This is a genomic window from Paralcaligenes ginsengisoli (genome assembly GCF_054781135.1).
Genome location: NZ_BAAGUZ010000028.1, coordinates 58,636 through 82,691 on the forward strand (window position 1 = coordinate 58,636; position 24,056 = coordinate 82,691).

24 protein-coding genes are annotated in these 24,056 nt (G+C 57.8%); 11 read left to right on the forward strand and 13 right to left on the reverse strand.

Going from position 1 to position 24,056, the window contains the following annotated elements:
• Positions 1–48: 48 nt before the first annotated feature.
• The 7 genes from ACYVIS_RS13435 to ACYVIS_RS13465 form a co-directional block, all read right to left on the reverse strand.
• A complete protein-coding gene (locus ACYVIS_RS13435) occupies positions 49–1,335 on the reverse strand; it encodes an efflux RND transporter periplasmic adaptor subunit (protein WP_460874178.1) in 1,287 nt (428 codons plus the stop codon).
• Positions 1,336–1,568: 233 nt separating this feature from the next.
• Complete coding sequence (locus ACYVIS_RS13440; RefSeq protein WP_460874179.1) at positions 1,569–2,363, reverse strand: ABC transporter ATP-binding protein; 795 nt, start codon at positions 2,361–2,363, stop codon at positions 1,569–1,571.
• A gap of 1 nt (position 2,364) precedes the next feature.
• Entirely contained in the window at positions 2,365–3,255 is an 891-nt protein-coding gene (locus tag ACYVIS_RS13445; protein WP_232743270.1) for an ABC transporter permease, read from the reverse strand.
• A 77-nt stretch (positions 3,256–3,332) separates the two neighbouring features.
• Entirely contained in the window at positions 3,333–4,301 is a 969-nt protein-coding gene (locus tag ACYVIS_RS13450) for an ABC transporter substrate-binding protein (protein WP_370635941.1), read from the reverse strand.
• 209 nt (positions 4,302–4,510) lie between these two features.
• Positions 4,511–5,308, reverse strand: coding sequence for a spermine/spermidine synthase domain-containing protein (locus tag ACYVIS_RS13455; RefSeq protein ID WP_232743271.1), 798 nt, complete (start codon positions 5,306–5,308; stop codon positions 4,511–4,513).
• Between the two features lie 11 nt (positions 5,309–5,319).
• Positions 5,320–6,501 carry a beta-ketothiolase BktB gene (gene bktB, locus ACYVIS_RS13460; RefSeq protein WP_232743272.1) on the reverse strand — a complete coding sequence of 394 codons (1,182 nt, stop codon included), beginning with the start codon at positions 6,499–6,501 and terminating at the stop codon, positions 5,320–5,322.
• 68 nt (positions 6,502–6,569) lie between these two features.
• Positions 6,570–8,498 (reverse strand): chloride channel protein, encoded by a 1,929-nt coding sequence (locus ACYVIS_RS13465; RefSeq protein ID WP_232743273.1) that lies wholly within the window; start codon positions 8,496–8,498, stop codon positions 6,570–6,572.
• Between the two features lie 325 nt (positions 8,499–8,823).
• Here ACYVIS_RS13465 and xth point away from each other — a divergent pair, with 325 nt between their 5' ends.
• From xth to ACYVIS_RS13495, 6 genes are all read left to right on the forward strand, one after another.
• Positions 8,824–9,618 (forward strand): exodeoxyribonuclease III, encoded by a 795-nt coding sequence (gene xth / locus ACYVIS_RS13470; RefSeq protein WP_232743274.1) that lies wholly within the window; start codon positions 8,824–8,826, stop codon positions 9,616–9,618.
• A gap of 333 nt (positions 9,619–9,951) precedes the next feature.
• A complete protein-coding gene (locus ACYVIS_RS13475; RefSeq protein WP_370635942.1) occupies positions 9,952–10,425 on the forward strand; it encodes a class I SAM-dependent methyltransferase in 474 nt (157 codons plus the stop codon).
• The gene (locus ACYVIS_RS13480) at positions 10,422–10,751 is read left to right on the forward strand and encodes a hypothetical protein (RefSeq protein WP_232743276.1); all 330 of its coding nucleotides are present in this window, start codon (positions 10,422–10,424) and stop codon (positions 10,749–10,751) included. The genes ACYVIS_RS13475 and ACYVIS_RS13480 overlap by 4 nt, the downstream gene beginning before the upstream one ends.
• Before the next feature lie 95 nt (positions 10,752–10,846).
• Complete coding sequence (gmk, locus tag ACYVIS_RS13485) at positions 10,847–11,482, forward strand: guanylate kinase (protein ID WP_232743277.1); 636 nt, start codon at positions 10,847–10,849, stop codon at positions 11,480–11,482.
• Positions 11,483–11,512: 30 nt separating this feature from the next.
• A complete protein-coding gene (rpoZ, locus tag ACYVIS_RS13490) occupies positions 11,513–11,716 on the forward strand; it encodes a DNA-directed RNA polymerase subunit omega (protein ID WP_232743278.1) in 204 nt (67 codons plus the stop codon).
• Positions 11,717–11,734: 18 nt separating this feature from the next.
• Positions 11,735–14,011 carry a RelA/SpoT family protein gene (locus tag ACYVIS_RS13495; RefSeq protein ID WP_232743279.1) on the forward strand — a complete coding sequence of 759 codons (2,277 nt, stop codon included), beginning with the start codon at positions 11,735–11,737 and terminating at the stop codon, positions 14,009–14,011.
• Positions 14,012–14,077: 66 nt separating this feature from the next.
• Here ACYVIS_RS13495 and ACYVIS_RS13500 read toward each other — a convergent pair whose 3' ends face one another.
• The 4 genes from ACYVIS_RS13500 to ACYVIS_RS13515 all read right to left on the reverse strand — a co-directional run bounded on the left by ACYVIS_RS13500 (position 14,078) and on the right by ACYVIS_RS13515 (position 16,829).
• Entirely contained in the window at positions 14,078–14,416 is a 339-nt protein-coding gene (locus tag ACYVIS_RS13500; protein ID WP_255696624.1) for an AzlD domain-containing protein, read from the reverse strand.
• Positions 14,417–14,503: 87 nt separating this feature from the next.
• The gene (locus ACYVIS_RS13505) at positions 14,504–15,190 is read right to left on the reverse strand and encodes an AzlC family ABC transporter permease (protein WP_232743280.1); all 687 of its coding nucleotides are present in this window, start codon (positions 15,188–15,190) and stop codon (positions 14,504–14,506) included.
• Positions 15,191–15,262: 72 nt separating this feature from the next.
• The gene (locus ACYVIS_RS13510) at positions 15,263–16,099 is read right to left on the reverse strand and encodes a peptidoglycan DD-metalloendopeptidase family protein (RefSeq protein WP_460874185.1); all 837 of its coding nucleotides are present in this window, start codon (positions 16,097–16,099) and stop codon (positions 15,263–15,265) included.
• A gap of 34 nt (positions 16,100–16,133) precedes the next feature.
• Positions 16,134–16,829, reverse strand: a complete 696-nt coding sequence (locus tag ACYVIS_RS13515; RefSeq protein WP_460874180.1) for an ABC transporter ATP-binding protein — start codon at positions 16,827–16,829, stop codon at positions 16,134–16,136.
• On the opposite strand from ACYVIS_RS13515, the gene ACYVIS_RS13520 reads away from it, so the two are divergent.
• Complete coding sequence (locus ACYVIS_RS13520) at positions 16,828–17,472, forward strand: arylesterase (protein ID WP_232743282.1); 645 nt, start codon at positions 16,828–16,830, stop codon at positions 17,470–17,472. The genes ACYVIS_RS13515 and ACYVIS_RS13520 overlap by 2 nt on opposite strands.
• 7 nt (positions 17,473–17,479) lie before the next feature.
• Here ACYVIS_RS13520 and ACYVIS_RS13525 read toward each other — a convergent pair whose 3' ends face one another.
• Complete coding sequence (locus tag ACYVIS_RS13525; protein WP_232743283.1) at positions 17,480–19,447, reverse strand: SurA N-terminal domain-containing protein; 1,968 nt, start codon at positions 19,445–19,447, stop codon at positions 17,480–17,482.
• Positions 19,448–19,671: 224 nt separating this feature from the next.
• Here ACYVIS_RS13525 and ugpQ point away from each other — a divergent pair, with 224 nt between their 5' ends.
• Positions 19,672–20,424: a glycerophosphodiester phosphodiesterase gene (gene ugpQ, locus ACYVIS_RS13530; RefSeq protein ID WP_232743284.1), complete on the forward strand. Its 753-nt coding sequence runs from the start codon at positions 19,672–19,674 to the stop codon at positions 20,422–20,424.
• A gap of 20 nt (positions 20,425–20,444) precedes the next feature.
• A complete protein-coding gene (locus ACYVIS_RS13535; RefSeq protein ID WP_232743285.1) occupies positions 20,445–21,302 on the forward strand; it encodes a 23S rRNA (adenine(2030)-N(6))-methyltransferase RlmJ in 858 nt (285 codons plus the stop codon).
• 5 nt (positions 21,303–21,307) lie between these two features.
• Here the strand turns inward: ACYVIS_RS13535 and ACYVIS_RS13540 are convergent, their stop codons facing one another.
• Positions 21,308–22,042 carry a pseudouridine synthase gene (locus ACYVIS_RS13540; protein WP_460874181.1) on the reverse strand — a complete coding sequence of 245 codons (735 nt, stop codon included), beginning with the start codon at positions 22,040–22,042 and terminating at the stop codon, positions 21,308–21,310.
• A gap of 81 nt (positions 22,043–22,123) precedes the next feature.
• On the opposite strand from ACYVIS_RS13540, the gene ACYVIS_RS13545 reads away from it, so the two are divergent.
• Positions 22,124–22,705 (forward strand): chorismate--pyruvate lyase family protein, encoded by a 582-nt coding sequence (locus tag ACYVIS_RS13545; RefSeq protein WP_460874182.1) that lies wholly within the window; start codon positions 22,124–22,126, stop codon positions 22,703–22,705.
• Positions 22,702–23,907, forward strand: coding sequence for an MFS transporter (locus ACYVIS_RS13550; protein ID WP_460874183.1), 1,206 nt, complete (start codon positions 22,702–22,704; stop codon positions 23,905–23,907). The genes ACYVIS_RS13545 and ACYVIS_RS13550 overlap by 4 nt, the downstream gene beginning before the upstream one ends.
• Positions 23,908–24,056 lie beyond the last annotated feature (149 nt).

Below are 24,056 nucleotides of genomic sequence, written 5' to 3' on the forward strand. Positions count from 1 at the left end.
GCAGTATCGTTGCGGGCGGCCCTGGCACACCCCACAGACAGTATTCTTTTAGCCTTTGGCAGAAGGCTTGGAGGACGGCGCTTTATCGGCCGATGGAGACGCCGATTTGTCGTCTTTCGCGGCAGCCGGGGTGGCGGGTCCGGTTGAGGCGGCCTTATCGTCCGAAGCCGCCTGGCCCGCCTGCGGCTTGCCCTTCCATGGGATGCCCTGAACCGCCGCGCCGGGTCGAATTTTCTGAAATCCTTCCACAACCACGACATCGCCGGGAGCAAGACCTTTGTTGATCACCGACTTGCCGTTGATTTCGGGCCCTACCAGCACGGGCACAGGCGCAGCCTTGCCATCCTTCACAACGAACAGGCTGGACAAGCCATCGGCGGTGCGCTGCAGAGCCTGCTGCGGCACCAGGAGAGCTTTCTGATCAACCCCCTGCTCTATCCTGACGCGCACATACATGCCTGGCAAAAGTATTTGATCGGGGTTGGGGAATTCGGCACGCAGATTGACCTGCCCGGTGGTAGGGTCAACAGTCACACCGGAAAACAGCAGATTTCCAGTGTGAGCGTAACGGGTACCATCTTCAAGCACGACTTCAGCCTTGGCCATGTTCTGCCCGGTCTGTTCCAGATCGCCGCTGGCCAAGGCCCGGCGCAATTGCGAGAGCTCGGTTGTGGAACGAGTGAAATCGACATATACCCGGTCCAGCGCCTGGACTGTCGCCAGTTGGGTGGCCGAGGTAGCGCTTGCCAAAGCACCTTCGGTTACCAGCGATTTGCCTATGCGGCCGGATATCGGCGACACCACCTTGGTATAGCCTAAATCGATATCGGCGGCTTCGAGCGCCGCCTTGGCTCCGGCAACCGCGGCATCAGCCTGGCCGGCCTGGGCGACGGCATTATCGTAATCCTGGCGGCTGATGGCATTGACCTTGATCAGTTTCGAATAACGCTGCGCCAGCAACTGCGCGCTGCGGGCATCGGCCTGGGCTTTTTTGAGTTGCGCCGCAGCCTGATCGCGAGCGGCCCGGTATGGGGCCGGATCGATCGTGAACAAAAGCTGGCCTTCCTTGACGTCGCTGCCCTGGACGAAATTGACTTTAGTCACAATGCCATTGACGCGAGCGCGGATCTGGGCATCTTTGATCGCTTCGACACGGCCCGGCAATTCGGTGAAAATTTCGGTGCGCGTCGGTTCGACCGTTACGACACTGACAGGTACTTTCATCTCGCCCATTGCAGGCTTGGGTTTTTCGCCGCACGCGGCAAGCACAATTACAGAGGCAAAAACAGCAGCACGGGTGGCTGTCTGCCACGCACGCGGACGAACTCTGGACATGTATTACTCCCACACAGCCTCGAGCCCTGTTGAGGCACGACTGCGACGGTTTGATTTTTTGTAAACGGCGAGTATAAAGCGAAAATGCACCAATCGCATCCAAATCGATTTCATTCGATTACAAAAAACCGGAAATAAGCGTCTATTTCCGTGAACACGCAGTGTTACAGGTGTCAGGAAAAACGCCGTGGGATGGCGATCTGCGGAATATCGGGCCGTGCGGGATGGCTTCCCTAGCCGAGCAGCAAGGCATCGTCGGAGATTTTTTCGCCACGCACCCGTTCGAACATGGCCAGCAGATCCGGAACATCCAGGCCTTTGCGCTCGGCTCCCGACACATCAAGGACCACAGCGCCCTGATGCAGCATGACAGTGCGCTCGCCGACATCCAGCGCCTGGCGCATGCTGTGCGTTACCATCATGGTCGTGAGTTTGTTTTCCTCGACAATGCGGCTTGTCAGTTTCAGGACAAAGTCGGCAGTGCGCGGATCGAGCGCCGCCGTATGCTCGTCAAGCAAAAGTATGCGTGACGGCTGCAAGGCGGCCATGAGCAGACTTACCGCCTGCCGCTGCCCTCCCGAAAGCAGGCCGATGCGATCGCTGAGCCGGCTCTCAAGGCCCAGGCCGAGTATTGAAAGGCGTTCCCGGAACAACTCGCGCATCGGTTTTTTTACAGCCATGGACAAGCCGCGGCGCATGCCGCGGTTATAGGCCAGAGCCATGTTTTCCTCGATGGTCAGGTCTTCGCAAGTACCGGCCATGGGATCCTGGAATACCCGCGCCACTTGGTTTGCCCGCGTCCAGACAGCCTGGTTGGTGACGTCTTTGTCATTGATGACGATGGTGCCGCTGTCGATAGGCAAATCGCCTGAAATCGCGTTCAGGAACGTGGACTTGCCAGCGCCGTTGGAGCCAATCACGGTCACAAACTGACCACTGGGGATTTCCAGCGACATGTTCCGCAACGCCTTGGTTTCAATGGGAGTGCCGGCATTAAAGGTGATATTGAGATTCTTTGCGCTCAACATGCTAGCGCCCTCCTTTGCCGCGCAAACGTTTCTTGACCAACGGGATCACCAGCGCAACGGTTACCAGCAGCGCCGTCACGAGATTGAGGTCTTGTGCCTGCAGGCCGATGAAATCGGCGTTCAGCGCCAGGGCAATAAAAAAACGGTACAGCACGGCGCCGACAATCACCGCCAGGGTCACAATAATAAGCCGGCGTGAGGGCAGGACGCTTTCGCCGACGATCACCGCCGCCAGGCCGATCACAATCGTGCCGATTCCCATGGAAATATCGGCGCCGCCTTGCGATTGCGCAAAAAGCGCGCCTGCCAGGGCCACCAGAGCGTTGGAAATGGCCATGCCGGCCAACACCATGGAGCCGGTTGCCACACCCTGGGCGCGCGCCATGCGGGGATTCGAGCCCGTGGCGCGCATGGCCAGGCCTGTTTGCGTTGAAAAATACCAGTCGAGGGCGAATTTGATCACGACCACCAGTACCAGCAGTATCAGCGGCCGGGCGATGTAGTCGCTGAGGCCGGCGGGCTGCAGGATCGTAAAGACGGTAGGTTCGGATATCAGGGGGACATTCGGACGCCCCATGATCCGCAAATTGATTGAATACAGGGCAATCATCATAAGAATGCTTGCAAGCAAATCCATGATTTTCAGCTTGACATTCAACCAGCCGGTGATCATTCCCGCCACCGCGCCGGCAAACACGGCGATCAGGGTGGAGGTAAACGGATCCATGCCGCCGCTGATCAAGGTGGCGGCTACGGCGCCCCCCAGCGGAAAACTGCCGTCGACCGTCAGGTCGGGGAAACGCAAAAGGCGAAATGAAATAAGTACTCCGAGCGCAACCAGGCCAAAGATCAGCCCGATTTCAAAAGCGCCCCACAACGAATAGATAGACATGTAAGAACCACTAAAGCGGGCACCCGGCGAGACAGGTTGCCTGGCAACCTGTCTGCATCATCGAATGCGCGTCGATCTTATTCGACCACCTTGGTCGCCGATTTGATGAATGCGTCGGAAAGGGTCACGCCCTGTTTTTTGGCGGCGCCCGGATTGACGTAAAGCTCGAGCTTGTCGCTGGTTTCAGAAGCAATAGTGCCCGGCTTCTGGCCCTTGAGGATTTTAACGACCATTTTACCGGTCTGCACCCCGAGATCATGGTAATTGACGCCCAGGGCGGCAATCGCGCCTCGTTTCACGCTGTCGGTATCGGAAGCGATCAGCGGAATCTTGGCATCGTTGCCCACCTTGACCAGAGATTCGTAGGCCGACACGACGTTGTTATCGGTATTGGTGTAGATGACATCCACCTTGCCGATCAGGCTGCGTGCCGCCGCCCCGACGTCAACCGTGCGCGCCGCGGTGGCTTCGGCCAGCGACATGCCCGCCTTGGGCAAGAGCTCGCGCAATTGCTTGACGACCACGACCGAGTTGGCTTCGCCCGGGTTGTACACCATGCCCACGCGCTTGGCATTGGGCACCACTTTCTTGATCAGGTCGATCTGCTTTTGCAGCGCGAGGGCATCCGAAACTCCAGTCACGTTGGTTCCCGAAGGCCCCAGGGTCTTGACCAGTTGGGCCGCCACCGGGTCGGTAATGGCCGAATACACGACCGGGATGGTTTTGGTAGCCGCCACCACCGCCTGGGCAGACGGCGTGGCGATGGCAACGATGACATCGGGCTTGTCGCCCACATATTTACGGGCAATTTGCGCCGCAATGGAGGTATTGCCCTGAGCCGTCTGGAATTGCCATTTCAAACCCTTGGCCTCGGTATAGCCGGCTTTGGTCAAAGCCTCTTTGATGCCGTCCTTTACCGCGTCAAGCGCCGGATGCTCGACAATCGACGTAACCGCGACCGACTGCGCAAAAACCGGCGCCTGCACCAATGCACCGGCAAGCATCGCCGTACCCATTGCCAATTTGGCTGATTCAGCAAACTTCATACGAAGCTCCTTAAACTGTCCATGAGGTCAACGCAAACACGGACGAAACCATTTCGCCGAGTTGCAGATGGGCGTAAGTCTAACTCCATATACCGCGGATTTCCTCAAGGGATATCCCTGCCGTGGCCAGATTCCCGCATGCGGCAACATAGACAAAGCGGGCCCGCTTCAGCAAGCCAGACCACGCCGCTTGCAAGCCATACTGTGATTCATACAGTAACCACGGGAGATCTGCGCGCCAGCAACGATTTGGCCCAACGCCGGGCAGGCAAGCCATATTGGGTTTCAACCGCCGCCGCACGATCCAGAAACCGCTGCGTGGACACTTCCAGCACAGGACCTTTGAACGCCAACACCACGCGATTGCCTTCGTCGATCTCCGGCAGTTCGAGAACCCGCCCCTTGAAGGCCTTGCTTATATTGGCCAGATTACGCGGAAAACTCTCATGATTGCCAAACAGATTGACTGTCATCACCCCCACCTCGTCCAGGGCGCGATAGCAGCTTTTGTAGAAATCCAGCGATTCGCGTACCGGCCCGCGGGCCTGCGCATCGTAAAGGTCGACCATCAAGCTCAGGTAGTTGCCGAGGTTCTCGTTCCTTTTCAGCCACACGGCTGCGTCGCTATGATCGACGGCCAGGCGTGCCGATTCGGGCAAACGAAAATAGGCTCTGCAAAGGCTGGTGACGCGCGGATTCCACTCGACCGCCACCACTTCGCTTGGCGTATGCTTGAGGGTATAGCGCAACAAGGATCCGGCACCCAATCCCAGGATTCCAACCGAACTTTGTTTGGTCGGTTCCAGAAACAGCAGCCAGGCCATCATTTGCTGCGTATAGGCCAATACCAGCTCCGAAGGTTTTGCAATGCGCATCGCACCTTGCACCCACTCGGTCCCAAAATGCAAATACCGGATGCCGCCCCATTCGGAAAGGGTGGGTTCGTCATCGCCGGCCAGGGATTCCGCCTCTGGGGCATAGCCGGTATCTGAAACCGCTTTACGCACTTCCGCAGCCCCTATACACGTTCAAAGATGGCGGCAATGCCCTGTCCACCCCCTATGCACATGGTGACCAGCGCGTATCGCCCTTGAATCCGGTGCAGCTCGTGCAGCGCTTTGACGGTAATCAACGCACCCGTTGCGCCAATGGGATGCCCCAGACTGATACCGCTGCCATTGGGATTGACTTTCGCGGGGTCGAAACCCAGCTCCTTACTGACCGCGCAGGCTTGTGCGGCAAAGGCTTCATTGGCTTCGATCACATCCAGCTGATCGATGCTCAGGCCTGCTTTTTTCAAAGCCAGACGTGTCGCGGGTACGGGCCCGATTCCCATATACTTGGGATCGACTCCCGCGTGGGCATACGCCACCAGGCGAGCCATGGGCTTGGCGCCGCGCGCTTTTGCCGCCTTGGCGCTCATAAGCAGGACCGCCGCTGCCGCATCATTGATACCCGATGCGTTGCCGGCCGTCACGGTACCGTTCTCCTTGATGAAAACAGGCTTTAGCGAAGAAAAATTCTCGGCTGTGGCGCCCATGCGCACATGTTCGTCAATCTCGAATACCACGTCGCCCTTGCGTGTTTTCCGGACGATGGGAACAATCTGCTCCCGGAAGTATCCCGCCTTGATGGCGGCTTCGGCCCGCTGGTGCGAAGCCAGGGCCAGTGCATCCTGGTCGGCACGCGAAATCGAATATTTTTGCGCCACGTTTTCGGCTGTAACGCCCATATGCATTTTGTCGAAGGGATCCGACAGCGCCCCGGTCATCATGTCCACCAGAGTGCTGTCGCCCATGCGCGCACCCCAGCGCTGGCCCTGCGCAAGATACGGAGCCCGGCTCATGTTTTCGGCGCCGGCGCCAATGGCAATATCGGCGTCGCCCAGCGAGATGGCCTGCGCGGCCGAAACAATGGCCTGCAAACCCGAACCGCAGAGGCGATTGACGTTAAATGCCGGAGTAGCCTGGGAGACCCCGGCATTGAGCGCGGCCACGCGAGACAAATACATGTCGCGCGGTTCGGTGTTGATGACATGGCCGAAGACCACATGGCCAATATCGTCGCCCGCCACGCCGGTACGTTCCAGCACAGCCTTCACCACGGCCGCCCCAAGATCACAAGGCGGTACATCTTTAAGACCGCCACCAAAATCGCCCACCGCGGTGCGGCAAGCTCCGACAACCAGAACTTCTTCCATGATTGCTCTCCAAAAAAATCAGCCTAATAATTTAGGCTGATCATACCCGAGCTTGCACGGACAGGTCTTTATGGCCGGCGTGCCCGCAAATGACGGCGCGCGCGCAGTTTCCGGTATGTGCGCAAACTAAGGTGCCGATGTACGCGCCGCCCTTCTTTCAACCTGCGTGCATGCGCGGAAAGAAGATCCCCGCGCGTCAGCATGCCCAGCATCCGCCCAGGATCAGCCTTGTCCACAACCAATAAACGACCTACGTTTTCCACCACCATATGATCCGCCGCTTCGCGCAAACTATGCTGGGGGGTAATAACCACAGGTGGACGCACGATCAAGACACCCAAAGGGGTCGACGCGGGCCGATGTGGATCGAAGAAAGCACGGCGGGTCAGCACACCCCGAATACGGCCGGCCTGATCCATAACGGGATATCCCTGATGCTGGCCCGCAGGCAGGCCACTTGCGATCCAGTTGCGGACTTCACCGATGGTCTGGTCGGTGTTCAGCGTCACGACATTGGTTTCGCACACGTCACCCACCAGGACACGCTCCAGATAATCGGCCTTGTATTCCGACGGAACCCGCACACCGCGCCGGGCGATCTTTTCCGTCATGATGGTGTTGCGCATGATCAGGGCCGATACCAGATAGGCTGCGGTGCATGCTCCGAGCAGAGGCAACAGCCCCGCTGGCTGCGCCGTGGTCTCGAAAGCAAAAATGACCGTGGTCAGGAGTGCCCGCGACGCACCCGCGAAAATCGCGGCCATACCCACCAGCGCGGCAATGCGGGGGTCCACACCCAACTCGGGCAAGTACATGGCCAGGATCAGGCCCATGATGCCCCCCAGCGACCCGCCGATGGTAAACAAAGGCGCAAGAGTGCCGCCGGAAGTGCCACTGCCCAGGGAAACCGACCATGAAATGAATTTCATGACGCAAAGATAAGCCAGCGCGCCCATAGCCAGGTGCCCGTTCAGGATATCCTCGATATTGCTATACCCCACCCCTAATGTAAGGGGCGCGAAATAGCCCACTATCCCGACCACCGAGGCGCCAATTGCCGGCCACCACATCCAGTGTATGGGAAGCTTCTCGAAAGCGTCCTCAATGCCATAGACTATGTGGGTCACGCCTACGCTTACCAGGCCGATAATTGCGCCAATCACGACATAGGCTGCCAAGGCAGCCGCCCCGGGAGCATCCAGATGCCCCATAAGGAATACCGGAGTCGATCCAAGCAGCAGGTACCGCAGGCCGGTGGCGGTGACACAGGCCAGCGCCACCGGAATCAGCGAGCGCGCCCGCAGCTCGAACAGCAGCAGTTCCACGGCCAGGGCTACAGCCGCGATCGGGGCCGAGAATACCGCCGCCATGCCCGCGGCCGCCCCTGCGGCGAGCAGGACTTTGCGCTCACTGGCCGTAACCTTGAGCAACTGCCCGATTAAAGAGCCCAGAGCACCCCCTGTGGCAATAATTGGGCCCTCCGCACCGAATGGTCCGCCCGTTCCGATCACAATGGCGGACGAGATGGGTTTCAAAAAAGTGATGCGTGTCGGGATACGGGACTCATTGAGCAGCACCTGCTCCATTGCTTCTGGAATACCATGGCCGCGTATGGCTCGCGATCCCCATCGCGCCATCAAACCAGCAACGACGCCGCCTATTATCGGTATCCAGATCACCCATAGACCAAGGTGAGGCACCGCATCAGCCGGGGCGGAAAATGCCGTAGACCAGCGCCCATAGAAACTCAGATTGGTCACCAGGCCGATCAGCAGCATCAGCAACTTGGCAACTACCGCCGCCGCAATGCCCAGCAACATGGACAACATGATAATGCGCAGCACGCGCCGATCGATCAAGGTCGATCGCAATGGCATCCGGGCGGCTTCCAGACTAAGGCCAAGACCAGGAGCGACAGGCAGGCCTTCCGTACTGCCTTCTTCACGCACGCCGGTTCTGATGGGTACGGAGGAATCACTTGAATTAGTTGTTGTCACGGTCTTGCCAGTACGAACTGTCGTTTTTTTATCTTAGCCAAACATTATGACATAACTACCTTTAAATCAGCTGACAACATGGCCTGCGCATGCCAGCCAGGCAAATTCGGCGCAACACACAACGCAGCCAACCGTGCCGAACAGCCGCCCCGCTTTCTCTGGATGCCGCTTCGATGCCCGCCTTGGGATACTATGCTACGTATAGTGCTCAGGGAAATATGTCGTGGCTGGCCACTGCAGCCGTGGGCGCCTGAAAAGAGGGCCAGTACAATTTTCAATCGATTCATATCCAAAACTTTTAACCGTCAATAGGCTGTAAGTCATAGTGAAAATTGCCACCTGGAACATAAACTCTCTCAAAGTGCGCCTGCCCCAAGTGTTGGCGTGGCTCGACAGCCATCCCGTCGACGCGCTGTGCCTGCAAGAGCTGAAACTGCCCGACGAAAAATTTCCATTGGACGCATTCCGGGAAGCAGGCTATCAGGCCCTATGGGCCGGACAGAAAACCTATAACGGGGTCGCCATCATATCCCGCCTGCCAGGCACCGATCCGCAACGCAATCTCCCCAACTTCGACGATCACCAGCAGCGCATCATTGCGGCCACGCTGCCCAGCGCGATCGGTGATATACGCGTGGTAAGCGCCTATTGCCCCAACGGGCAGGCGGTCGGCAGCGAAAAATACGAATACAAGCTCAAGTGGTTCCAGGCACTGCGACTGTGGCTGGCCGATGAGTTGCAGCGTTATCCACGCCTGGCGGTTTTGGGCGATTACAACGTCGCCCCCAAAGACGAAGACGTGTACGATCCGGCCAAGTGGGCAGGCGATATCCTGGTGTCGGATGCAGAACGCGCGGCCTTTGGCGCCCTGGTCGAGCTCGGGCTGACCGACGCGTTTCGTGAATTCGAGCAAGAAGAAAAATCGTTCAGTTGGTGGGACTACCGGCAATTCGCCTTTCGCCGCAATGCCGGAGCACGCATAGACCACGTCTTGCTCTCAGCCGCCCTGAAACCCTATTGCGAGGCATGCGTCATCGACAAAACTCCCCGCAGGAACGAACAGCCATCGGATCATGCGCCGGTCATAGCCGCCCTGGATTTCTCTCTGAGCAAAGCGTAGCGCCGCGCCGCCCGATTTTCCAGCGCGGCGATCGGAACAACGATATACTTAGGCCCAACAACACTGGGCCTAACGGCGTCTGTGCAAACCGGTAGCACCATTTACAAATGGTAAATGCCGACCCGCACCAGGGCTGCTAACGTTAGGCTAACTAAAACAGGATGGGGCTGTATGATGCATCGAGTTCTTCGTTTTGAGCGTGCCCAAAGGCTAAATGAATACTTCAAAAACATTGCTCCGGGAATTTTCATACAAGAGCTTTTTACGCAGCCCGGCGCCATAGGAGCAATCTGTCCCAGCTCACGGTACCTGTCCAAGTATATGGCTCAACAAGTGCCCTGTGACACAGATGGCCTGGTGATTGAACTCGGTGGCGGCACCGGAGCCATTACGCAAGCATTGCTCGACCGCGGCATCGCGCCCGATAATCTCATGGTGGTCGAATACTCGCGCCCTTTCGTCCAACGCTTGCGCGAACGATTCGCCAACGTCGAAATCGTGCATGGCAATGCCGCCGAACTGTGCCAATTGGTGCCGCGCGACAAGAAAATCGCGGCCATTGTTTCCAGCCTGCCGCTATGTTCCTTGCCGGATCACGTTACGCAATTGATCCTGCAGCAATGGCAAACGCTTCTGCAGGACAACGGAGTTGCGGTTCAGTTCAGTTACCATTTGCGCACCCCAAAATGGCGCCATTACCTCACCCCCACACACACTCGCTCGAAAATCGTATGGGCCAATCTGCCGCCGGCCAACATTACGACTTTCTCGTTCAGCGAGCCCAAACTGCATGCAAATATGCCATGAATGCATCAAGCCATATTATCGGCACGCTGCGCAAGGGCGTGGTTCTCGACGTCACACTGGAAGATTTGCAGTTCAAAGCCTACGTTGTGATCAGCAAGCCCGATATTAATCTGGTAGCCGATTTCATCCCCCAGGAACAATTCGAAGCCAACGGCGACCTGCACGTAGCGGCGGTAGTCGCTCCCGGCGACGCGCGCGAACAAGTCCAGGACGTTACCTTCAACATGAATATGAACGATGGCGCGGTTTTTTTATGCATAGACCAGTCCTCCTATGCGGCGACGCTGGAGGAGCTTGGCCAACCGCAGCCCAACGCGTTGAACTAGGCAACCGGTTTAAAAAACCTGTGGACCAGCCGCCATTGAAAAAATGGGTCGGCTTTTGCTATTCTTCACTCCTTAATTGTTACCAGTTGATTACAATGGCATCCTATACCGGCAATATTTTCATGGTCGTAGCTCCAAGCGGAGCCGGCAAATCCAGCCTGGTCAATGCCTTGCTGGCCCAGGATCCTGCCGTGATGCTCTCCATCTCCTGCACCACCCGGGAACCGCGCGACGGCGAAAAAGACGAGCAGCATTATCGTTTCGTCAGCAAGGACGAGTTCTTCCGGATGCGCGACAGCAATGCCCTGCTCGAATGGGCGGAGGTCCACGGTAATTATTACGGCACGCCGCGCGATCGCATCGACGAGGCAATCCGGCTGGGACGCGACGTTTTGCTGGAAATCGACTGGCAAGGCGCACGCCAGATTCTGCAGCATTTTCCGGATGCCGTCGGGATCTTTATCCTGCCCCCCTCGATCGCCGCGCTTGAAACCCGCCTTTATCACCGGGGGCAAGATGCGCCGCAGGTCATTTCGCGCCGGCTGCTGGCCGCCGGCAGCGAAATGTCGCACGCTCCAGAGTTCCAATATGTTATTATTAATCAAGAATTTAGCGTCGCGCTGTCGCAGCTCGCGCAAATTGTGGCCGCAACACGGTTACGTTATGCGACGCAAGCAGCCCGCAACGCCGATCTTTTCTCCCAGCTAGGCATCAGCAATCCATCCGCCTGACGCCGGCAACACTTTGTTTTAAGGTTATTTATGGCTCGCATTACCGTCGAAGATTGTCTGGATCGCATCCCCAACCGCTTTAACCTTACGCTTGCCGCCACGTACCGTGCACGCGAACTGGCGCAAGGTCATGAACCTCGCCTCGACAGCAAAGACAAACCAACCGTCACTGCTTTGCGCGAAATCGCTGCGGGCGTTACCGGCCTCGAAATGCTGCGCAAGGTACCCACCTAAATACAGCCGAGCAAGCTCATGGCGTTTTCTGGTCTGCGGGGTGCTTCGTCTGGGCTGCTGGCGGTACTGAAAAAGGGCTCGCGCCTTCGCAGGCGCAAGCCGGCGTCTCATCCGTTACAGAGTTCCAGCCCCGAAACCGCCTCCCCCAATACGGCCATTGCATCGCTCGCGCCGCTTGCCCGCATCATTGATCAGTACCTCGACCCCAAAGAGGTCGAGCGAGTCAAAGAAGCTTACCGATTTTCGGACCAAGCCCATCTAGGCCAGTTTCGAGCCAGCGGCGAGCCGTATATTTCCCACCCTATTGCCGTTACCGAGATCTGTGCGGGCTGGAAGCTCGACGCCGATTCCCTCATGGCGGCCCTGCTGCACGATGTCATGGAAGACCAGGGGGTCGCCAAACAGGAGCTGGCTGAACGTTTCGGTGCCGATGTCGCTGAAATCGTCGATGGCCTCTCCAAGCTGGACCGGCTTGAATTCGCCACCAAAGCCGAGCAACAAGCCGAAAGCTTTCGCAAAATGCTGCTGGCCATGGCCCGCGACGTACGCGTCATCCTGATCAAGCTGGCCGATCGCTTGCACAATATGCGCACGCTCGATGCGGTCAATCCCGAAAAGCGGCGGCGTGTCGCGCGGGAAACGCTCGATATCTACACACCGATCGCGCATCGCCTGGGCCTGAACGCACTGTTCCGCGAAATGCAGGATCTATGTTTTCATGCGGTCTATCCCAATCGCTACGATGTTCTGCACAAGGCCATGATGTCGGCGCGGGGCAACCGCCGCGAGGTGCTGGGCAAAATCACCGATTCGGTAAAAGTCGCGCTGCCGGCGGCTGGAATCGAAGCGGAAGTCACTGGCCGGGAAAAATCGCTCTACAGCATTTACACCAAAATGGCCGAGCAAAAAAAGTCGTTTTCCGACGTGCTCGACATTTATGGTTTTCGTGTAATCGTGCATACATTGCCTGAATGCTATCTGGCGCTGGGGACCTTGCACCAGTTGTATCGCCCGGTTCCCGGCAAATTCAAGGATTACATTGCCATTCCCAAGCTCAATGGCTATCAGTCTCTGCATACAACGCTGGTCGGCCCCTATGGCACCCCCGTCGAATTTCAGTTCCGCACCCGGGACATGGACCATGTAGCCGAAGAAGGCGTTGCCTCGCATTGGCTATACAAAGACGACGACGCCACCCTGAACGACCTGCAAAAAAGAACCCATCAATGGCTCCAGTCCTTGCTCGACATACAAAGCCAGACAGGCGATTCGGGTGAATTCCTGGAGCACGTCAAAGTCGATCTGTTTCCCGACGCGGTATATGTATTCACGCCCCAGGGTAAAATCATCTCGCTGCCGCGCGGTGCCACACCGGTCGATTTCGCCTATACGATACACACGGATATCGGCAACCAGACCGTGGCATCCAAAATCAACGGCGAGTTCGCGCCGCTACGCACCGAGCTCAAAAGCGGCGATGCCGTCGAAATCGTCACATCGCCGGCATCCAGGCCCAGCGCGCAATGGTTGAATTACGTACGCACCGGGCGCGCTCGATCAGAAATCCGCCATTACCTGCGCACTGTCAAATACGAGGAATCGGTTGCGTTCGGGCAACGGCTGCTCAACCAGGCGTTCGATCAGCTTCATCTGCCCCACCCCGATCAAGGGGATCCCGAATGGGACAAGCTGGCGAAAAGTTCCGGCGCCAGTTCACGCGATGAAATCCTCGCCGATATCGGTTTGGGAAAACGCCTGGCTGCAGTTGTCGCCCGCCGTTTCGCTCCCGAAAATTCAATCCTGGCCACCACCGCGGCGGCGGTCGATGAAATCACGTCCAACGCCAGCACTCCCATACTGATCCAGGGCAATGAAGGCCAGGCAGTCCAATTGGCTCCGTGCTGCGGCCCTCTACCGGGCGACGCAATCATAGGCGGCATACGCCTGGGCCACGGGCTGGTGGTACACATGGCCGAATGTGCCGTCGCGCAACGCCAGCAGGCCCGCGAGCCCGAGCGCTGGATCCCTGTCATGTGGGACACGACCACCGCACGCCACCTGTCTACCCGCCTCGATGTAACGGTTATCAACGAGCGCGGCGTACTGGGCCGTCTGGCGGCCGAAATTACCGATGCCGACTCCAACATCATGCACCTGACCATGCAGGATGACGCCGCCGCCACTGGGCTTCTGCACCTGACCGTGCAAGTCGACAGCCGCAAGCACCTCGCCCACGTCATCCGGGCCATACGCCATGTGCCGCAGGTGCAAAAGATCGTCAGGATAAAAGGCTGATCCGTTTTTCATTGCGGCAATGCATGCCGTGATTGCCCGAACGGTTGGCATGCGGTGCGCTTACGATCAATTTAAAAATCGGGCAATACCCCAAACACACAAACCATAAGCCAGCACACCCGCCAGGGTAGCCCAGGCGATGCTGCCCAGATATTTCTTGCCCAGCGCAACACCAGCCAGACCTGATACAAGCGGCAGGCCCTCGTTCGCATAAGAACCAGCACCCAGCAAAGACCAGCACGACACGACAATCAGGGCCACAATTGCAGCCGGCCCGATCGCATCCAGGGACCGTCGCAGAGAACCCCGCATCCAATTGCTGCCCTCTCCTTTTTCATGCCAATGCATAGGCAAATAGCGGATCAGAAACGTACCCAGGCCGCTCAAGATCGCGACCCATAACAAGGTAGTAGCACTCAGCGCACACCTCCATTTGATGAGAACGAAACGTTTGCATTGCGGCCCGTGCCTGGCCGGCCGGCGCGACGCCCCCTAGCCTTTTCTGGCATTCAGAAATGCACCCGCCAACATTCCGACGATGATCGCCCCGTAGGCCGGCAGCAAGAAAAGCCCCACCGTGGTCGCCGCCGCAGCTGCGGCCAGCACCGAAACCGGGACAATCTTCCTGATTTCGAGCAGCAAGGCAAAAAACAGGGCCGGCAAGACAAACCCCAGGGCTTGCGACACGACAGGCGATTGCCTTAGCAAATCCTGGCCAAAAACAGCACCGATTGCCGTGCCGGCTACCCAGGATGAATAAGCGCCAAGCTGCAGCCCGGCGTACCAGTATTCGCGTTCCTGCGCAGGCCGATATGCCAGCTTGCTTACGGCGGTGGCAAATACCTCGTCGGTCAGACCCGCCGCCAATACAAACAAAGGCAGCCGCCGATGCTGCCCGTCGAACTTCATGAGCACCGCCGGCCCATAGAAAATATGCCTCAAATTCATCAGCAAAATAATGCCGACCATGCTGACTGCCGAGCCACCACTGGCGACCAGACTCACCAATATGAACTGGCTGGCTCCCGCGTACACCAACATCGAGACCAATATGACCATCAAGGGCGACAAATCGGCATGAACCGCCGCCAGCCCAAATGAAATGGCCACGGGTACATAGCCGACAGCGATGGACAGACTATCAAACAAGCCGCGCAGAAAGGGAGATATTTTCGTCAATTGAATTCACGCATAAACTCGAACCAGAGGCAAGCGCAGCACCCGTGCAGAAAGAATCCTGCCATGCAAAGCCTATGGCCTGAACGCCCCAATAAATATGGCCGGATCGACACGCGCGCCATTCAGGCTCACATTCCAGTGTAAATGCGGGCCAGTCGCCCTGCCGGTCGAGCCGACATAGGCTATTACTTCACCACGCTTGACGCTTTGGCCTGGCTTGACCTTGGACGCCGACAAATGGCAGTACATAGTAATAAATCCCTGGCCGTGATCGACGAATACTGTTTTTCCATTAAAAAAATAATCATCCACAATCGTGACAATACCATCGGCAGGAGCCTTGACGGGAGTTCCCTTGGGAACGGCAAAATCCAGGCCGGAATGCGGGCTGCGCTCTTCTCCATTAAAAAAACGGCGCAAACCAAAGGGGCTGGACAGCCGCCCATGCACGGGTTCATCGAGCATCACATTGCTGGGCGGAACATCCCGATAGCGGCCATAGGCGCTCATCTGCGCCAGGTATTCGCGTTCGAATCGCTTCAACTGCGCGGGGTCGGGATTGACCTGATTCTTGTTTTTCAGGGTAATGTGCTGTTCGCGGTAGGTTCTGGAGCCAATGTTGAAAGCGACGACGCGCTTGCCCTGGGCGGTTTGAACTTGCAGGGCCTGCTTCCCGGCCGGCGTTTTGAGCGCGATTCCCACTACCGCCACCCACTGCCGATCGCTATCCCGAACCACCAGCACCCTGTTATTCAAATAAACGGCTTCAGGTGCGGCCGACCCTTTGCCAAGTTCGATTACGGCCACTCCGCCAGGCACCGGATGATTCAATAGCCGGCCTATATCGCCTTCTGCATGCGCCACTGTCTGCAATGCCATGGCAAGCAGCATCAATATCACTCTAAACATATTCATCCCAATAAATTCCGTGTCAAGATGCGCATTACGTGCCTATGCCTGCCGGATCCGGCGCCACCAGGCGCCCACCCTGCAAACGCAGCGTGCGCTGGCATCGCGACGCCAATTGCGGGTCGTGTGTAACCAGCACGAGTGTCGCACCCTGTTCTTTGTGCAGGGCAAACATCAAGTCCATGATTTTTTCCCCATTGAGCTCGTCCAGGCTACCCGTCGGCTCATCCGCAAACAGCAGCCTGGGTTGCACGACAAAAGCCCGCGCCAGCGAAACACGCTGCTGCTCGCCGCCGGACAAGGTCTTGGGATAGTGCCCCAGACGGCTTTTCAAGCCGACACGTTCCAGCATGTCTTTGGCCACCGCCAAGGCGGGCTTGCCGGCCAGTTCCAGCGGAAGCATGACATTTTCCAGCGCGGTCAGGTTGGGCAACAGCTGAAAAGATTGAAATACGAAACCCAGATGAGCCGCGCGAAGCGCCGCGCGCCCTTCTTCATCCAGGGCGAATAAATCATGGCCCAACAGCCTCACCGATCCGGCAACGGGCACATCGAGCCCGGCTAACAATCCGAGCAGGGTTGATTTGCCCGAGCCGGAGCTGCCCGTAATCGCGACAGTCTGCCCTTCTTCAACCGAAAACTCTATATTCTCTAAAATGCTCAATACGCCTGTCGAATCGGCAACGCGTTGACACAAACCTTTGACTTCAATCGAACAGGTGTATTTCATGCTTACTCGCTGGTGCCTGATTGCGGCTGTATTGTATTGGTTCGGCACGCCTGCGGCGCTGGCCCAGGCCGCCCCTGCCGCGGCTTCAAACATACGAACGATAACAGTAATTGGCGACAGCCTGTCGGCCGAATACGGGCTTGAACGGGGATCCGGCTGGGTAATGCTGCTGGGGCAAAAACTGCAGGCCAAATACAAGAACTATCAAGTCAAGAACACCAGTATCAGCGGGGATACGACAAGCGGCGGGTTAAGCCGCCTGGCGCCCATTCTGAAGCGCGACAAGCCTGCGATTGTGATCATTGAGCTGGGCAGCAACGACGCCTTGCGCGGCCTGCCGTTGAAAATGACCGAATCCAACCTTTCATCGATGATCGAATTATCTCAAAAAGCGGGCGCCCGCGTATTGCTGCTAGGAATGCAGATGCCGCCCAACTACGGCCGCCAGTACACCAGCCAATTCAAAGAGCTGTTTGCGGCCCTGGCGGCCCGCTACAGGACCGGGCTGGTGCCTTTTCTGCTGGAAGGCATCGCCACAGACCCGAGCCGGTTTCAAGCCGATCATCTTCATCCCAACGAAGGCGCGCAAGCCCAGTTGGCGAATAACGTCTGGGCGGGGCTTCAGCCCCTGCTTAAACCCTGATCTACGCTCAGCTACCCTGTGCCGCTTCGCCGGACAGCGCTTTCTCTGCCTCGGGCAACATCTTGATTTTGGCCTGGCCGCGCAAAGCCTGCAGAACGGCGTGTTCTTCGGCCTGTCCCCACGCCTTGGCCAATTCAGCCGGCAGCGTTGCCAGCATCGGGTCGTCTGTCTTGCCTGCCTGGGCCTGTTTGACATGCACGATGGTGTATCCGTGAAGGCCCTTGACGCCTTCAAACGCAGGCAGGCTCTTGGCCGGAGCGGCCAGAGCGGCATCGATGAGCGGCTTGGTCAGATTCTGGGGATTAATGCGGCTGACTGTAAGCGGCGCCCCGAAATCATCCGGCACTTTCGCCGCACCGGCTTTCTGGAGATCAGCCAGGGCAGCTTGGCCAGCTTTCTCGGCGGCAGCCAATGCGCGTTCGCTGACAAGCTGCTTGCGTATCAAGGCTGAAACCTTTTCCATCGGCGGCACTTGTGCCGGAACAATCTTGCCAACACGCACGACAACCATGGTGTCGGGAGAAATTTCAATCACCCCGGAATTCTGCTTATCGGTCAGGACCTGGCTGGAAAACAGGGCGCGGCGTACACGCGCATCATCCAGAATCGACGCATCGGCGCTGGAAGACGCTGCCTTGTCGCCGACTTCGGCGGCCGACAGCAGACGGTCACGGGCAATTCCGTCGGCAGCCTTTATTTTCAGGCCAAGCGCGTCGGCCGCGGGTTGCAAACTGCCCTGGTTGTCATACACCAGGCTTGTCAGTTTGGTCGCCATATCGGCAAACCGGTCGGCGCCGAGCTGGCGGCGCACTTCGCTCTCGACTTTGGATTTGGCCTGCTCGAAAGACTCGCCCTTTTCAGGCTGGACATCGTTGGCCTCGAAAATATGATAGCCCCCAGGCCCGTCGATCACGCCCGACACCTCGCCCTTTTTAAGGGCAAAAACGGCTTTCTCGAGTGCGGCAGGCCAGGACCCTTTGGTAATCCAGCCCAGGCGCCCACCATCTTTAGCTGTTCCGGCATCTTGCGAGTCGGTGCGGGCGATTTCCGCAAACTTGCTTTTGTCGGCTGCCACTTTTTTCGCTACTTTCTGGGCTTCGTCGAACGCTGTTTTACGCTGGGCCTCGGTTGCCCCGACCGGCACGGTAATCAAAATATGGCTGAGCATGATTCTGGCGGGCTGCACATAACGGGCCTTGTTCTGCTCGTAATATTTCTGCATTTCCTCGGTGCTGACCGCGGGCAGACCCTGCATGGCGGCCGCTTCGTTCAGCAACAGGTACTGTGCATCCACCTGTTCGGGCAGCTCCAGCTTTGCCTTGTTCTGGTCGTACCACGCCTTGACGTCGGCATCGCTGATCTCTATGCCTTTTTGATAGTCGGAGGCGAGATAGCTATGCACACGCACGGTGCGTTCGGCGGTAAGCGCCTGTTCGATCGAGCCAAGCACTGGCTTCGGTACTCTGGCCGATATGGCTATTGGGCCAAGCACGCGATCCAGGGCAAGTTCGGCGCGGCGCCCTTGTTCAAAGTCTTTACTGCTGGCACCTATGGACTTCAAAACCTCGTTGTAGCGCTCCGCCGAGAATTGCCCATTGACCTGGAGCTCGGGGATGGAGGCAATAGCCTGGCGCAAAGCGGCATCGGAAACGCTGAAATGCTCTTTGGTCGCCGTTGCAATCAACACCTTGCGGTCGATCAAGGAGTCGAGCAAGGCTTTGCGGGCAGGTTCGTTATCGAGCGCGGTCGGGTCGAAGGTAGCCCGATTGTTTTGCTGCATTTGTTGCAATTGATTGCGACGGGCCTGATCGAAGTCTTGCAAGGTCACCGCCGACCCGGCCACCTTGACGAGGTCATGATTGCCCGATACATACGTGGAATAGCCACTCACCCCAATCAGGGCGAACGACGGAAGAATCAGCACCAACAACAAAAGCTGCATCAAACGCTGATGCGTGCGGATAAAATCGAACATTAATGACTCGCTGTCCCGCGCCCCGGACCAGGCCTTGCGCGACGGTTTATACCAAAAAAAGGCGAATCTGGATCGCCTCGATGACTGTAACCTTATAGTAGAACATAAAATTTTTCTGGAAGTTTACCATCTCCCAAGTCTTAACTTGAAGGTATGCTACGCCTGAGCGGGCGAAACGCTTTCCACAGACATCGCCAAAACTCAACAGCAAGGAACCAGCAACGATGACAGACTCTTCGGCCCCATGGCCATATCCGAAAATAATTGCGCACCGTGGAGCCGGCCGCTTCGCGCCGGAAAATACGCTTGCATCGATGCGCCTGGGAGCGGAACACGGCTTTTCCATGGTCGAGTACGACGTCAAGCTCAGCAAGGACGGAATCGCTATCCTGCTGCATGACGACTCGATTGAACGTACGTCCAACGGCAGCGGAAATGCGGGGGAACAATCCTTCGGCGATCTGGCCAGGTTCGATTTCGGCGCATGGCATTCGCAGGCCTATGCCGGCGAACCCATCCCCACCTTGTACTCCGTCGCCGCTTTTACGCAGGCCAATCAGATTTTAAGCAATATCGAAATCAAGCCGCACACGGGCGCCGAAACCGAAACCGGCACACGGGTTGCCCTGCTGGCCCGGAAGCTCTGGGCCAAGGCGGCGATTCCCCCCCTGCTCTCGTCTTTTTCCGAGACCGCGCTCGAAGCCGCCCTCGAAGCCGCGCCCGAACTACCCCGCGCCCTGCTGGTGGCCGGCGCCCTGCCCGATGACTGGCAGGCCCGCCTGATACGGCTGAAATGCATAGGCCTCAACATGGGCAACAAACACACCACCGAACACGTCGTTCGAACCGTACGCGGCGCGGGCTATAAAATGGCCATCTGGACGGTCAACGACCCAGGCCGCGCCCGCGAGCTGTTCGACTGGGGTTGCGATGCCATTTTTACCGACGAAATCAAAACCATTACGCCGGATTTTTAATTTCCCTGCGAGGCCTTTCTTTGTTCAGCTACCGACACGCATTCCACGCGGGCAACCATGCCGATGTGCTCAAGCACGCCATCTTCGTGCACATTCTGGATTACCTCAATCTCAAAGAGGCGCCTTATTGGGTCATGGATACCCACGCCGGTGCCGGCATCTACGACCTGACCAGCGACTGGGCCGTCAAGAATGGGGAATTCATCGACGGGCTGGATCGGGTCCTGGGTGCCAACCCCATGCCGGCCCTGATCGAACGCTATCTCGAAGAAATACGGCACTTCAATCCGGACGACGTAGCCAATGCATATCCGGGATCTCCCTGGCTCGCGCTGCATGCCCTGCGGGACCGCGATCGCTTGCGATTGTTCGAAATGCATCCGTCGGAAATCGACGTGCTCAGGCACAACCTGGCACAGCAGGGCCGTTTGGCGCTGCGCCGTACCGCCGTTTATGAAAGCGACGGATTCAGTGGGCTGAAAGCCTTGCTGCCGCCACCGACGCGGCGGGGCGTGGTTCTGATCGATCCTTCATATGAGGACAAGGCCGACTATCGCAAAACGCTGCAAACAGTCACCGATGGGCTTAAACGCTTTGCCACGGGTTGTTTCGCGATCTGGTATCCCCTGGTTCAGCGCCGCGAATCGCAAGAGCTTGCCAGGTCGCTGGAGCGCCTGAAAGAAACAGCCTGGGTCCATGCCACCCTGACCGTGCGCAAACCCACTGGTGACGGCTACGGCCTGCACGGCAGCGGCATGTTTATCATCAATCCGCCCTGGACCCTGTATAAAGAACTGGAACAAACCCTGCCGTGGCTGAGCGAAAAGCTCGCCATCGACGACCGAGCCTCCTACACGCTGACGCAACATGCGGTATAGATTCACTATAAGAACCGCTCGCCTTCTTTAAGGTAGCGCCATTGCCCCGGCGGCAAATCGCCCAGGACGATGCGGCCCATGCGCACTCGTTTCAAGCCTATGACTTTCAGGCCGACTTGTTCGCACATGCGGCGGATTTGCCTTTTTTTACCTTCGCGCAGAATAAACCGCAGCTGATCGGCGTTTTGCCACTCCACTTCCGCGGGCCTGAGCGGCTTGCCATCCAGCGACAGGCCGTAATTAAGCATGGCCAGCCCGTTACCTGAAATTTTTCCCTGTACCCGTACCAGGTACTCCTTATCGATATCGGAGTCTTCGCTGATCAACTGACGCGCAATACGGCCGTCTTGCGTCAACACAAGCAGGCCCTGAGAATCGATATCGAGGCGCCCGGCCGGCGCCAGGCCGCGCAAATGAGTTGGATCAAAGCGTAAAGGCGATTTGTCGGCCCGGTATTGCGAACGGGCATCGATCAGCGAAACGGCCGGCCGGTAGCCTTGCTCGGCCTGCCCGGACACATATCCAACCGGCTTGTTGAGCAAAATCGTGACACGCGATGTCTGGCGCCGCTGGGCCTGTTTTTCGAGGGTAATTTTTTGATTGGGATAAGCCTTGCTGCCCAGTTCGGACACTACTATTCCGTCGACACGCACCCAGCCTCGTTCGATATAGGCATCGGCTTCACGCCGCGAGCACAAGCCCTGTTCGGCCATTAACTTTGAAATTCGTATTTTTTCCATAAGCGGTATTGTATGAGTTTGGCGATAATACGGCTTATGGAACCACATGCCGCTTTCTGTGGAGGCTGGAAAACCTCCGCAATGCCTTCACTAAGCCGAATACAAAAATACTGGCTGCGTCGCCCGGGAGCCTTGACCGGCGGACTGCGGCAATTGGGGCGGGTAGAAATACGCCTCATCGCGGAACACGCCGCCGGCCTCAGCCCTGGCGAAGCGTGGCTGCTCGGCTTCCCGCCACGCATTCCCGTCTGGATCCGTGAAATCGTGATGAGCATAGACGACGTAAACTGCATCGTTGCCCGCAGCCTTACGCCGCTGAAGGCATCGCATGGCTCCTGGCACAGCATGCGGCGCCTGCATACCCGGCCGCTGGCCGATATGCTCTACCGGGATTCAACGATCACACGCTCCGTTTTCTTCAGCCGGCGCCTCAATCGTCACCAGGCCATCTACGGAACGGCCAAGCGGGCGCTGGGCCTATCGGCCCCTTCGGCACCGGCTCTACTGGCTCGCTGCTCTGTGTTCCGGCGTGCCTGCGAGCCCTTGGCCGTCGCCGAATGCTTTCTACCCGAATTTTGGCTCCTGGCGGCAAAACAAGCCCGCAAACTGGCCATTTTTCCCGACTTTCGACCTAACTTTCAAGAACACAAAGGCAATTCATGAGTGCACCCACTGCTACACGGCCAAGAGGCCGCCACGCCCTCACTCTATCTTGCCTACAGGCACTGGGAGGAGTCAATCCAGCCATTGTGATCGCACTGGGAGGCCTGGCCGGGCAACAACTCGCCAGTCGACCCGACCTGGCTACAGTGCCCGTCAGCATCTATAGCCTGGGCCTGGCGTTCGGCACCATTCCCGCGGCCTTGGTCATGAAGCGTCTGGGGCGGCGAACCGGCTACCTGATTGGCACGCTTTTTGGAATAGCCGCCGGCCTGGTCGCCGCTTATGGAATATTCAGCCAGACTTTTCTGATTTTCTGCCTGGGAACCCTCTGTTCCGGCCTATACGCCGCCTATGTGCAAAGCTACCGTTTTGCCGCCGCCGACGCGGCGGACCCCGCGTACCGGACACGCGCCATTTCGTGGGTCATGGTCGGCGGTTTGTTTGGCGCAATCATTGCCGCCCAGGCCATTATTCTTACCCGCAATATTTGGCCGGCCATCCCTTATGCCGCCTCTTTCATGGCTCAGGCGAGCATCGCGCTGCTGGCGGTCCCTTTGGTCCTGTCGCTGCGCACCCCGCCGACGCCTGTGCGGGAAGAGGCCGTAAAAAGCGGCCGTCCCCTGAAGGAAATCGCCCGCTCACCGCGTTTCGTCATTGCGGTACTGGCAGGCGTAATTTCCTACGGGCTGATGAATTTCATCATGACTGCCACGCCACTCGCGATGATAGGCTGCGGGCATTCGCTGCAGGATGCGACGCTAGGCATCCAGTGGCACATATTGGCCATGTATGGTCCAAGTTTCTTTACCGGCCATATTATCGAACGCTTCGGTAAAATCCCGGTTACCACATTCGGGCTGATTTTAATCGGGCTCGCCGCGACAGTCGCTTTGGCGGGCGTGAGCGTATCGCACTTCTGGCTGGCCCTGGTGTTGTTGGGCATGGGCTGGAATTTCGGGTTTATCGGCGCCACCTCGATGGTGACCGATTGTTATCGCCCCGAAGAAAAAAACCGTGTCCAGGCCTTGAACGATTTCCTGGTATTCGGCTGCGTGGCGGTCGCCTCTTTTTCCTCGGGACACGTACTGGCGACCCAGGGCTGGAACAGCGTCAATGTTCTTGTTTATCCATTCCTGGCCTTTGTCCTGCTCAGTCTTCTATGGCTGTGGAGCCATGACCGCCGCGCCCGTGCCACTGCCTGATATCGTCAATATGCGTCACTGATGGTTTAAAGCATTTTGGGTTTAAATGCTTATGGCGTTCGACGGTTTGGTAGCTTTGGGATTTAAAGCCGCCGTCTATCGGGGCTTGGGGTCAGGACCGGCACGGCGTGCTTGATCCGGATCTACCT